The organism is Bacillus sonorensis NBRC 101234 = KCTC 13918, assembly GCF_001592005.1.
GTDB classification, from domain to species: Bacteria; Bacillota; Bacilli; order Bacillales; family Bacillaceae; genus Bacillus; species Bacillus sonorensis.
Map to the genome: position 1 here is coordinate 356,545 of NZ_BCVZ01000002.1, position 12,591 is coordinate 369,135.

Below are 12,591 nucleotides of genomic sequence, written 5' to 3' on the forward strand. Positions count from 1 at the left end.
GTTTTGCTGTAACCTCGATTGTGCAAATAAAAAGCCGCAGACAAAGGTCTGCGGCTTTTTATTGTCTTGCTGCGGGAAATAGTAAGGTCCGGTATTGATAAGGTCCGAGCTTCAGGCGGCCCCTTGCTTCCCTATTATTTGTGATCACATCGGCTGCATTGTCTGGCAATACCACTTCTCCCCCTTTTCCGTCCATATTGACGATCACCCAAAGAGTACCGTCCGGACCCATGCGCGGGGCGACGATTGTGCCCGGCGTCACATTCATGTTAAGTGTCACACCGGCCTCTTCGGCGTAGTGGCTGATCATCTTCTTCAGCATCATGTCCCCGGCTTCTCCTGCCGGCATCGAACCGAGCATGACGATTTTTCCTTTGCCCCGTTTATGCTCTGTCATAAAAGCCTTCCCTGAGGCCGGTCCTTGTTCAATGATGCCGACCGCCTCTGCCGGATCTGCTTCAAAAACAGCACTCCACAGACTGAGCGGAGCCTTGATCCCAAAAGCGCTCCCCACTGTGCGCCGCTCATGCAGCGGAAACGTAAACAGCGTTTTGACCCTGGCGTATGTTTCTAAAGGTCCAAGCCCGCAGTCGGTATGGATGGTATGATGTTCCGTCCGCCCGCCTGTCAAAGGTCCGGTGATCCAAATTCCGCCGTTTTCCGTGAATGCTGATGCCTTTTTGATGAATTCCGGCGGTAAATAATGAATAAACGGGGTAAACAGCAGCTTATAGCCGGCAAGCGTGCTGCCTTCCAAAATCACGTCTCTATGGATGCCCAATGATAAAAACCGGTCATAAAAATCGGTGATGAGCGACCTGTAGTGGAGCTGGCGGTGAGGCTCAGTCTTTAAAAAAGCCTTCGCCCGGTCTGAATAGACAACAGCCGTTTCAGCCTGAACAGGAACAGTCGAGAGCACGGCATCCTCAATCTCTTTTCTGGCGCGCTCGACTTCAAGCACATTCCGATAGCCCACATCCTGCTCGCCCCAAGCGCTGAGAATTGAACCGTGCGGCTGTTCAGAGCCGGCTCTGTGCTGCCGCCACAGCCAATAGCAAAAGGCCTCACTCCCCAAGGCATAAGAAGATACCGCTTCAGCTCTCAAATAGCCGTCTTCATGAGGCAGCGCATAGCTTTCAAGTGAAGCGCTGTAGGAAGGACTTGTTTCCATAATCCAAAAAGCCCGTCCTTTTTTCATGTTTCTCCATAAATCACAATTGAACAAAAAAGCGGCTCTGTTTTCTTGGGAAGCGTACGTATCAAAGGAGGCAAAATCAAGGCCGCTGAACAGGTCCTCATTATTTACGCCAAACATGACACTGCTGTTATGGGTGATCGGAGCGTCTGAATGCTTTCTGATCACCGCCGCTTGTTCGTGGGCAAATTCAGTGATTTTTTCCATGGAAAACAGCTGATACATCGTTTTTAAAGATGAATGATGCAAAAATGGAGTCGGACCGGGTTGAGGGATTTGTTCAAAGGTCTGATACGTCACGCTCCAGACGCCGGTCCCCCATGCCTCATTCAGCCGGTCAATCGATTGATACCGTTCCTTCAGCCATTTGTGCCACAATGTTTTGCATGTTTCGCACATGCATTCGCTGACATGGCATTTCAATTCATTGTCAAGCTGCCAGCCGGCAAGCCCCGGCAGCCCGCCGATTTCTTTGGCAATATGCTCAGTGATCAGCCGCGCCCGCTCTCTGAAATACGGATGGTTCGTACAGACATGCTGCCTTGATCCATGTCCCATCGTTTCACCTTTTTCATTGACATGCATTCTTTCGGGATGGCCGTGGGTCAGCCAGATCGGCGGAGTGGCAGTCGGCGTGCACATGACGGTTTCAATTTCATTGGCGGCCAGTTTGCGAATGACATGCGCAAAAAAACTGATATCAAAACACCCTTCTTCCGGCTCCATTTTTGACCAGGCAAATTCGCCGATTCTGACAACATTGATCCCCGTTTCTTTCATCATATGGATATCTTCTTCGAGGACGGCTTCATTCCATAACTCAGGATAAAAACAGGCACCGTGGTACAGCTTTTGCTGTTTCATGCTCACACCGTCTCTTTGACAAACGGCAGCCCGAGCTCCTGCATACCTGATGAGACAAGCTTTGCGATTTCCCAGGCGCCCTTTTTCGTAAAGTGGGTATAATCGTTTACATTTTCTGAAATCATGAAATATTTAAAAATGTCACTGTATCCTTTTTCCGCAAAGTGCTGAAGACTTTTATTCATGAGGTCGATTAAGAGGACATGTTCTTCTTCTGCAAGCTGTTTCATGGCAATGCAATAATCAGGAAAATCGTTTAAAAACACGCCGTTCTCGTAGTGAAGCCTGGCAACAGGGGTAATGAGGAGCGGTGTGGCTTCCTTTTGGCGCGCTCCTTCAATATACATCCTTAAATATTGTTTGTATGTGGTGTACGGATCAGTATAGCGTTCGGGTTTGTCTTTTGATGAATCATTATGGCCCATCTGGACAAACAGCCAGTCGCCTTTTTTGATGACCTCCAGGATAGCCGCCAGCCTTCCTTCTTCCACAAAGGTTTTTGAACTCCTTCCTCCGATTGCCCGATTGACGACCTGAACATCCTCCGACAAATAAGATTGAAGAAATTCCCCCCATCCGCCTTGAGGCGAGTTCGCTTGATAGTTCTGGACCGTTGAATCCCCGGCCAAATAAATCGTTGTCACATTCTATCACTCCTTTTTGATCAAATCTCTTACGAAACAACCTTTCAATTCTATTGAAAAAAGCGGAAGATTTGACGGACGCGGCTGTCCATCTTTTGTCCTCGCGTCCGCCATTTTCCTGATGCGTCACACTAAGGCGAGAAAACGCTTACTATTCATTTTATGGGAACGGATTTTAGATCACAATCATACTTTTTTGTTTTTCTGGATTGGCGCCGTACTCCTGAAAATGAACCCTTTCCTCCACTCCGTCAGGATAATTCGGGCTTTCTCCAGGCTTTAAAAACATAAACACTTGTTTCGTCGCTTCAACCCCGATGGCATTGTAATACGCGATGCTTTTCCGATTCAGATCAATCACAGGAACATTCATGTTTCGCCCGAGTTCTTTCATCGCATTCGGGTACTCTCCGATGCTGTTGTAAAACACGCCGTTCTCATCGAATGTCCGCTTGCTCTGGGTTGTGACAAGCACTGGCCGTCCGCCTTTTTCCCCGGGTCCGGTCGATATATGTTTTCAAATAATCCTGAAATGTCGTGTTTGGATCGGTATGTCTGGAACGAAGCTGTCCCTTCATTTTTGATTCTCTTTTTAATCAGGGTGTATAAATATTCGGTTTCTGTTGGGCAGACATGCCTTCACCCAAATAAAAACCGGTATGCGGCGGCTGGTTGTAGCCGACGTTTTGCCAGGCGATTCCAAGGCGGTAGACAGCATCATGCATCAGCGTGTACATGCGATGATTTGTCACATTAGTCGTCGTGTAAATTCTGAGCGCACTGCTGTCATCTGTGCGCCATATCACTTCTTCGCGCCAGTCTCCGATCAAGTCGGCCGAGAGAGCAGGCGTCGCCTTAGTCCCATTGTTTGCAGAAGCTCCGGCAGCCGTCAGCAGATTGATCGTTTTGGAATTTTTGTAATCCCATTTATCAATCCTGTTGCTGTCGAGAAGTTCCCGCTGAAGATCACCGTCCCACCAGACGCCAAAATTCGTTGAAGAAGGAAGGGTGCTCGAAATCTTTACCCCTTTTGCCGTATACAGTCCGCCGTTCGCCCACACCTCAGCTCCAGGATGGCGCGGATCAATGTCGGCCGCCATCCCGCGTCCGACATCCTTGCCGGCATGGACGCCCCAAAGGAGTTTTCCTGTCGCTGCATCACGGAGTGACAATCCGTAAGGGGAACCGCTGTTTTCGTGGACTTGAAACACCTCCATTCCGGCCCTTGCCGGATCAAGGTCGCTGGCGTGCATCGCATCTCCGTGCCCCCATCCAGTCGAATACAAGCCTTTTCCATCATGGTCAACCGCCATGGCGCCGTACAAAATCTCGTCTTTTCCATCGCCGTCGGCGTCTGCGACACTCAAATTATGATTGCCTTGTCCGGCATACCCATGATTTCCGGAGGAATTTGAATCAAATGTCCACAGTTTTGTCAGCTTCCCGCCCCTCCAGTTGTAAGCGACTAATACCGTCCTCGTATAATAGCCGCGCGCCATGACAAGGCTCGGTCTCTCTCCGTCAAGATACGCGACACAGGCGAGAAAACGGTCAACCCTGTTCCCGTAGCTGTCTCCCCAATCCGCTACGTTTCCGCGGGCCGGTTCATAGTCTACGGTTGCCAGCTCTTGTCCTGAATCGCCTTTAAAGATCGTCAAATATTCCGGCCCCGACAATATCCGGCCTTGAGCGTTGCGGTAATCGGCATCAGCGCTCCCGATCACCTTCCCTCTTCCGTCTTTCGTTCCGTCAGCCGTCTTCATCGCGATTTCCGCTTTTCCGTCACCGTCAAAATCATAGACGAGGAACTGCGTATAATGGGCGCCGGCGCGGATGTTTTTGCCCAAGCCGATTCTCCACATCCGGGTGCCGTCCAGCTTGTAAGCATCAATGAATACTTCTCCGGTATACCCGTCTTGTGAATTGTCTTTCGAATTTGAAGGGTCCCATTTAAGAATGATCTCGTATTCACCGTCGCCGTCAAGATCGCCGACGCTCGCATCATTCGCGCTGTAGCTGTATGAGACGCCATCAGGCGTTCGCCCGCCGGACGGCTTTTGCAGCCGAACCGATTTGTAGTTCTCCCCCCAGACTGCGGCCTTTTCAGAGGACGGCTGCTCCTCGCCGTTTACCACGGCCCTCACTTCATACGATGAATTTACATTCCCATTTGAATCAAGAAAGTTCGTACTGGATGTTATCGGAGCGTTGTTGAGTTTTTGTCCGTTTCGATACACATTGAACGAAACGGAGGACGGCTCCGTTCCGAGCAGCCGCCAGCTGATAAAAACGCCGTTATCCGTTTTGACAGCGACAAGCCCCCGCTTCAGTGATTCCATTTGTCTCGCCTGCAGCGTCCGGCCCGCATCCGCTTCCGCTTTTTCCGATAAAGCTGGAACCAGCATGAGTGTCAGAAGAGATGCAGCCGTCAGCAGTTTCCTCCATCTGTTTCTGCCTTTGTTCATAACAGTCTCCCTTCGCTATTTTGTAAGCGCTTACTTAAACGGATTCTATTATGACTTCCATTTTTATTCAATTGTACTTTCTTGCAATCGGCAGATAACGGAAAATAACGCTTTTAATATTCAGCATCTGTATATCCGTACTTTTTTGCCTGTTTATCTTTTTTTGCAGAGGCAGCATTCCCCAATCCGAGAAAGCAGCGGTGAGCGAGAAACATCCAGACAAGGGCGAATAAACTGATGCCGTAAAACGGAATCAAGCCCGGAACAGTCATGAGGACATAGACGACCGCCGCACCTGATGCGGCCATGGCGATCGTGGTCAGAGGGCGAAGCATGCCAATCAGCACAGCTTGAGAAAAGTACCGGACAAACGGCATTTCAAAATGAACATAGAGCGGAAAAATATACATGAGCACCATGATATACAACACGCCCGCAAGCCATGTTGAATAACTGACCATGATCGAAAACAAATCCGCCCTGCCTTGAAAAAATTGATGGTTGACGAACAGCATCCATCCAATGGCTGCAAGGATAAGCCCGAGTCCGTTTGTTTTGATGAATTCTTTTTTATACGTTTGATAAAAGGTTTGAAACACCGGCACATCCGCATGCCCCCTCAGCCATTTGCGAACAACGGCAAACATGGCGGCCGTGCTCGGGGCCCAGCCCAACACAATGCCGCCGCACAATGTAAATAGAAGCCACAGCCCGTTCAGCCAGGCGATTCTGGCGGCCGCTTCGCAGCAGCCGTAAATCATCGCCATCGCGCCTTTTTCCCGCATGGATCAATCCACCTTTCCATCTAGTCCCGCAGCAAGCGGCGCACCTCAAAATTGGCATAGTCCGCCACGAGCGGCGCCATTTGCCTGAAGCCGATTTTCCCTCCGCCATAGACCGGGCCGTATCGCCTGCCGTCATCCGTCCATTCGAGAATCGGCAGACCGTTGATCGAAAAGGATACATATGCTCTGTCTTTGACCAGCTTCATTCGATAAGGAGGCAAAGCATCATCAGCGGGCGGAAGAGGATCGGCTCCTTCCTTTACAAGATGAAATCCCCGGCTTTTACGGAGATTGCACGTTCTAAACGCCCTCTCATCATGATGTTTATGTCTGAAATAGGATAGATGCAGGGCATTGATGTCGCCTGAATGATATTCCGGATATTTTCCCCTTCTCTTCGCAAGGCGCGGAGCAAATAAATCTTCCCCGTGGAGGCCGGCAGCAGCGAAAAATATCATGCACAGCCCCGGTTCTCTTACAGGATAGAAATCCCATTTGATGATGATCTCATCCGGAAATGTCTCAGGACACCAATAAACAAAATGCGCATCATCTCCATAATGCTCTGGGTCGAGCTCGTTTTCCAACTGCATTCTGCCCTCCGGAAAACGAACCTTTCCTTTTCCCTCCATCACCCAGCCGCGGAGATCTTCACTTGATGACAGGCGGTTTTGATAGATGATGTCTCCTTCTTTGGCATCAAGGCTGGACATGGGACTCCCTCCCTTCCGGCTGAAGATATGCCCGCAAATCAAGCCCGAGCTCCCTGATCGCTTCAGCGACAAGCCCTGCCGTTTGGCGGGCTCCTTCTTCGGAAAAATGGGTGTTGTCTATTATGCCGTCCGGATAATGCGGATGCTCGCCAGGCTGAAAATGGACAAACAGCCGTTTCGATCCTTCGATACCGAGAGATTCATAGAGCGCTTTTGTTTTTGACCACAAATCGATCATCGCGACTTGAAGGTATTCGGCGAGCTCCATCATGGCTTTCGGAAAGTCGCCGAGAGTGTTCACAATGCCGCCGTTTTCATCAAAATGCCGGCGCTGCACCGGTGTGACGAGGACGGGATAGGCCTGGTTGTTCCTGGCGGTGTGGATATAGCGGGACAATTGTTCCTGATAGGATGTAAAGGGATCTGTTCCGTATGATTTTTGATCATTGTGGCCGAACTGGATGAACAAATAATCCCCCGGCAAAAGGCGGCCGGCGATGGCATCAAGCACTCCCTCATCAATAAAGCTGTTTGAACTCGCCCCGCCTTTGGCCAGATTGACAATGTTGACCTCCTTTGTGAAAAATGCCGGCAAAAGCTGCCCCCAGCCAGCCATCGGAGCTTCATGCGGAGGGCAGTCGGCAACTGTCGAATCCCCTGCCAAATACATGGACGCCTTCGGCTTTTCATTTATTTTCTCCATTGTATCCTCCCTTTCACGATGATTCCTGGTGAATCTGTCTGTACCGGCTCGGGGGAATCCCGACCTGCTTTTTGAAAATCCGGTTGAAATAGCTGTGCCTGTAGCCGACTTCTTCAGAAACATCATGGATTTTTTTATTTGTTTCAAGCAGCAGCTCTTTTGCTTTTTCAATACGGAGCCGTGTCACATAATCAATAAAATTAATCCCTGTCACATGTTTGAACGCCTTGCTTAACGTGTAAGAATTCGTCCCCGCCTCATCGGCGCAGCTCTCAAGCGAGATGTCCTTCATGTAGTTTTCATGAATCATGACCAGCACCTGTTCGACAAGCCGTTTTTGCTGTCTGTTGTTTCTTCCTTCAAGCTCTTTAAGGTATGGGCCGACAATCCGCTCCATCAGCCAGGAGACGGCACGCGTCGGCTCTCTGAGATCCGACAGTTCCCGAATCAAATGGCTTTGGTTGAATAATTCATAGGGATGGAGACCTGAATGTAAAATTTCTTCCTGAATTTTTGCAAACAATTGAAGCATTCCGGGCTGAATGCGGACTTCCGTTTTTCCTTTTTCAGCAAGCTCCTGAATAAAACGCGCAATCAACTGTCCGGCTTCCTCCTTTTTCTCAAGACGAATGGCCTGAATCACCTGTTTTTCAAGGGCAAACGGATAATAGGACTCGCCGGGAATCCGTTCTTCCCGCTCGTTTAAATCGATCATCTGGCTCGAATTTTCAAACTGTCTGTATCGTTTTCCCGTCTTTACCTCTTCATATATAACAGGAATGTCTTTTACCATGGTCACCGGCTTTGAGATCGTCGCCGTGACATGCAGTCCTGAAAATGCGTGAACCGTCTGCGTCAGTTCGCTGACGAAATCAGCGACGGCCTTCTGCACATCCGTCTTCCGGCTTTGCATCAAAAGCAGTGCAAGCGATAGAGAGCGCGCATCTGTGATATAGACGTGTGTAAACGTGTTTGCGGCCAGCTCTCTTGTCATGTTGCCAAGCATAAATTCGGCCAAGCTTTCATCGTTATCTGAAAAGGAACCGTTTCCGCCATACAGCCCTGTCAGCTGAATATCGACGATGATGAACACCCTGTCTGCTGCATTCCAGCCGCAGTTCTTTAAACGCGTTTCCAGGTTTTTTTCTGATTCACCGGCAACATGCCCTTGCAGCAGGCGTTGGAAAAATCCGCTTGCCGCTTCTGAACTCTGGTTGACCACCTGCTTTCTCAGCCTTCCGCTTTCATGTGACATATCATTCCATCGTTTTTCAAGCCAACGAAATTCATCCCGGTGAACAGGGATGCCCGATTTTTTCTCTTCGCCCGAACAGAGCTGTATCAGCCTCGCAACCGGCGAGTAGATTTTGTTTGAGGCATACCATGTCAAGAAGACCGCCACCACAATACCGGCAATGCTGACTGAGGCGACGAGTTTTGATAAAAACAACACCGGAGCCGTAATCGAGGACATTGGCGATGCGGAAACATAAGTCCATTTCTGGTTGAGCCTTGCCATCTGTCCATAAGACACGGAGTATGCGCCGCCCTTCCACCTAATCAAAAATGATCCTTGTTTTTTCCGCTGCTGTTCAACCTTCTCTTTTAAAACGCTTTCAAAATGGCTTTCACCGCTTTTCTTTTCCGTTGAAACGGACTGCTGCTTTCGATTGAAAAGCAGCGCCGTTCCTTTTGAATAAGGGGAAAGGCTTTTGAGCAAATGTTTCATTTCCCTTCTGTCAAGCGTTAAAATAAGGGCGCCGAACGGTTTTGAGACGCCTCCCGGTATTTTGTGGACAAGGGTTATATCAGATGAACGTTCTTGCCAATAGACGTTTTCGTCGCCGGCCAATAGCGAATCATAGGCCTTTAATGCTTTTTTGTCGATAAATCCGCTGTATTCCGGGTTTAAAAGCAGCGGCTCCTGGTCTTGAATGAATAGCTCCACCCTCTTAATAAGCGGATTTTGATCCTGAAGCAAAAACAGCGACTTTGACAGCCTGTATGTCGTTTGGAAGTCTCTCTCGAAATCGGCATCGGCCAGTCCGTTCATCAGCCGGGTATCGTATGCCAGTTGGGAAAGCATGATTTCAAGGCCTTCCAGCTTGTCATCAATTTGGCTGATCTGCCGGGAAACCTGGCTTTCATGCAGATGCTGGAGCTCTTTTTCAATTTTCGCCGCTGAGAAAAAATAGATGCCCGCCCCCGTCAATAAACCGGGAATACACGTAATCAGCAATAACAGCACAAAGCTTTTTTTAAAATAGGTCCCCTTTCGCCGTGAAACATGTCTTTGATGCAGCTTTTTCATCCCTTTCACCCCACTGCAAATAAAAAGAATGTTTCTTGATCAATTGTTATTGAAAGACGCGTGATGTCGAGCGGACGACATCGGCCAGGAAGGTCAGCGCGAGGCCCTGGCCCCATCCTTGAATGCGTTTGTACGGGACATCCTTATAGCCCTGGACATCCCGCATGACCGCCGTTCCCGCGGACACACGCTCGACCCGGCCGTCATCGCGGACGGCTTCTGTGACCGCACTCAAGGTTTTCTGAATGTATTTGTGGTATAAAGAACCCTTTGCAAGCAGACCGGCGGCAATTCCGGCCGAACCTGAGACCTCAAGATAGGAGTCGGGATCAGTAAGCACTGTATGCCATAATCCTGAAGAATGCTGCAGCCTGACGAGCGCGCTCAAAAGATCTCTCAATGAACCGTCAATGATCATATAAGACGGATGTTGCACATCAATCAAAGGCAGCGCCTTGGCCATCGTCAGCGCGGCCCAGCCGTTTCCCCTCGCCCAAAAGATCCCTGACATATGGTTTTTCGCCTGATGATCCCATGCATGGTAATACAAATTGGTATCCATATCCTGCAAAAACTCCTCATGTCCGTGAAACTGCCGCAGACCGTCTTCAAAATAGTCTTCATTGCCCGCAAGTTTTCCGATCCTGAGCAAAAACAGCCCGGCCATCATCATCGTATCCACCCATGCCTGCTCAGGAAAAACGTCCTTTTCGGAATTGACAGTATGCTGGAGGATTCCGTCGCCAAACCGCGGCGCTTCATGAAGGACATAATCCGCCATCTGCCTCGCCGTATCCAGATAGCGCTCATCGCCTGTTGCCTGATACAGCGATAATAGCGTGTGTCCGATTGATACACCGTTGATCGAAAGCTTTGGCAGGCCGTCTTCAAGCCTTTCATCCACCCATTCTTTCAATAAGCGGAGGTATTCTTCATTTTTTGTAGCTTCATACGCTTCCGCCACACCGTAAAAAGCAACGCCTCCCGGCCAGTCCCAATCAAAATCCATGTCAAACGTCCGCTTTACGATTCTATCGATCACCTCATACAGCTTTTCTTCATCAAAAACAAGCTTCGGCATGTATATATCTCCCCTTTTTTATTTTAATCCGCTCATACTGATGCCTTGAACGATCGATTTTTGAAATACAAAAAAGACGAGTACGACGGGCAGCAGCGACACGACCGACATCGCAAACATCGCCCCCCAGTTTGACGCCGTTTCCGTGTCTAAAAACAGCTTCAGCGCAAGGGAAACGGGGTACAGCTCAGGTTTATTTAAATATAGAAGCGGATTGATCAGCTCTTCCCATTTCCAATAAAACGAAAAGATCGCAGAAGTCGCAAGCGCAGGGGCGATCAGCGGAAGGATCACCCTGAAAAAGATGCCGAAACGGCTGCAGCCGTCTATTCTTGCCGCTTCATCCAGTTCAACAGGAATCGTTCTGATAAACTGGATCATCAAAAAGATGAAAAACGCGTGTCCGAAAAACTGCGGAACGACGATCGGCTTGAAGGAATTCAGCCAATCAAGCTTCGCGAAAATGATGTACTGCGGAATCATCAGCACTTCGTGAGGAAGCATCATCGTCACCATCATGCAGGCGAACCAAAACGCTTTTCCTTTAAACGGAATCCGGGCGAACCCGTATGCGATCAAGGCGGAAGACAAAACGGCGCCAACCGTCGACAGTCCGACGATGATCAGCGAATTTTTAATGAATGTGATAAACGGCTGCCCTGCAATCCCTTTCCACCCTTCTGCATAATTGCCCACAACAAAGGGATCGGGAATCAGTGAATGAGATGTTGCAAAAATGCTCGCACTTTCTTTAAATGAGCTGGCAAAAAGCCAAATGATCGGGTATAGAAGAAAAAGGGCAAGGCACGAGGTCAGGATGTGGAAGACCGCCCGGCCCGTCTTGCTTTTTCCTTTTTCCGCCGGAAAAGCGGCAGCTTCCTTTTGAATATCCTGCATCGGGTCCATATGTCATCCCTCCTTTGATTCGTAATGCACCCATAAGGATGATGTTTTAAATAAAATGAAGGTCACAAGCCCGATCAGAATGAGCATCACCCACGCCATTGCAGAAGCATAGCCCATTTGGAAAAAGTTGAAGGCGCGCTGGAACAGATAAAGGGAATAAAGCAGCGTCCCGTCGAGCGGGCCGCCTTCGCCCTTGGAAATAATATAGGCCGGTGTAAAGGTCATGAACGCGGAAATGGTCTGCATGACCAGATTGAAAAAAATGATCGGGCTGAGCAGCGGCAGGGTAATCAGAAAAAACCGCTGCACTCTGTTTGCGCCATCAACGCTAGCCGCCTCCTGGTACATCGGCGGAATATTCTTCAGTCCGGCCAAAAAAATCAGCATTGATGAACCGAATTGCCAAACCGACAAAAGGATCAAGGTCCATAACGCACTCGTCGGATCCTGGTACCACAGAATTTTCTTGTCAATGCCGATAAAAAACAACAGCGCATTAATAACACCGTCATTTCCAAACACATTGCGCCACATAATCGCGACGGCCACGCTTCCGCCGATAATGGACGGAAGGTAGAAGAGCGTCCGGTAAATCCCGACTCCTTTTTCCGCCCTGTTCAATATCACCGCGATGAAAAGCGCGAAAGCAAGCCTCAGCGGCACCCCGGCGAGAACGTAGGTAAACGTCACCTTCAAGGAACCCCAGTATTTCTCATCTTCCGTCAGCATCGTTTTATAGTTGTCCAAGCCGATCCACTTAGGTGCCGTAAACAGGTCGTAATTGGTGAACGACAGAAACAGCGATGCCCCCATCGGAATGACGGTAAAACAGAGAAACCCGATAATAAACGGAGAAATAAAGGCATAGCCCGCCAGGTTGTCTTTTCGCTGTTTGTTCTTCAAATCCGCATCCTCCTGACTGAT

11 protein-coding genes are annotated in these 12,591 nt (G+C 49.3%); all 11 read right to left on the bottom strand.

Annotated elements, in window-relative coordinates:
- Window positions 1-58: 58 nt before the first annotated feature.
- The 11 genes from BTR1S_RS04455 to BTR1S_RS04505 all read right to left on the bottom strand — a co-directional run bounded on the left by BTR1S_RS04455 (window position 59) and on the right by BTR1S_RS04505 (window position 12,591).
- Window positions 59-2,059: a beta-galactosidase gene (locus tag BTR1S_RS04455; protein WP_029418614.1), complete on the bottom strand. Its 2,001-nt coding sequence runs from the start codon at window positions 2,057-2,059 to the stop codon at window positions 59-61.
- Window positions 2,060-2,061: 2 nt separating this feature from the next.
- On the bottom strand, window positions 2,062-2,703 hold the full coding sequence (locus BTR1S_RS04460; RefSeq protein WP_029418615.1) for a rhamnogalacturonan acetylesterase: 642 nt from the start codon (window positions 2,701-2,703) through the stop codon (window positions 2,062-2,064).
- 175 nt (window positions 2,704-2,878) lie between these two features.
- On the bottom strand, window positions 2,879-3,178 hold the full coding sequence (locus BTR1S_RS04465) for an SGNH/GDSL hydrolase family protein (protein WP_006638527.1): 300 nt from the start codon (window positions 3,176-3,178) through the stop codon (window positions 2,879-2,881).
- A gap of 121 nt (window positions 3,179-3,299) precedes the next feature.
- Window positions 3,300-5,168 carry a rhamnogalacturonan lyase gene (locus BTR1S_RS04470; protein WP_006638528.1) on the bottom strand — a complete coding sequence of 623 codons (1,869 nt, stop codon included), beginning with the start codon at window positions 5,166-5,168 and terminating at the stop codon, window positions 3,300-3,302.
- A 113-nt stretch (window positions 5,169-5,281) separates the two neighbouring features.
- Window positions 5,282-5,953 (bottom strand): YesL family protein, encoded by a 672-nt coding sequence (locus tag BTR1S_RS04475; RefSeq protein WP_006638529.1) that lies wholly within the window; start codon window positions 5,951-5,953, stop codon window positions 5,282-5,284.
- A gap of 20 nt (window positions 5,954-5,973) precedes the next feature.
- A complete protein-coding gene (locus BTR1S_RS04480) occupies window positions 5,974-6,666 on the bottom strand; it encodes a YesU family protein (protein WP_006638530.1) in 693 nt (230 codons plus the stop codon).
- Window positions 6,653-7,369 carry a rhamnogalacturonan acetylesterase gene (locus BTR1S_RS04485; RefSeq protein WP_006638531.1) on the bottom strand — a complete coding sequence of 239 codons (717 nt, stop codon included), beginning with the start codon at window positions 7,367-7,369 and terminating at the stop codon, window positions 6,653-6,655. Before BTR1S_RS04485 ends, BTR1S_RS04480 begins: the two co-directional genes overlap by 14 nt.
- Before the next feature lie 13 nt (window positions 7,370-7,382).
- Entirely contained in the window at window positions 7,383-9,680 is a 2,298-nt protein-coding gene (locus tag BTR1S_RS04490) for an AraC family transcriptional regulator (RefSeq protein ID WP_006638532.1), read from the bottom strand.
- A 46-nt stretch (window positions 9,681-9,726) separates the two neighbouring features.
- Complete coding sequence (locus BTR1S_RS04495; protein WP_029418617.1) at window positions 9,727-10,761, bottom strand: glycoside hydrolase family 88/105 protein; 1,035 nt, start codon at window positions 10,759-10,761, stop codon at window positions 9,727-9,729.
- Between the two features lie 18 nt (window positions 10,762-10,779).
- Window positions 10,780-11,667, bottom strand: a complete 888-nt coding sequence (locus tag BTR1S_RS04500) for a carbohydrate ABC transporter permease (RefSeq protein ID WP_006638534.1) — start codon at window positions 11,665-11,667, stop codon at window positions 10,780-10,782.
- A gap of 3 nt (window positions 11,668-11,670) precedes the next feature.
- On the bottom strand, window positions 11,671-12,591 hold the full coding sequence (locus BTR1S_RS04505) for a carbohydrate ABC transporter permease (RefSeq protein WP_173400957.1): 921 nt from the start codon (window positions 12,589-12,591) through the stop codon (window positions 11,671-11,673).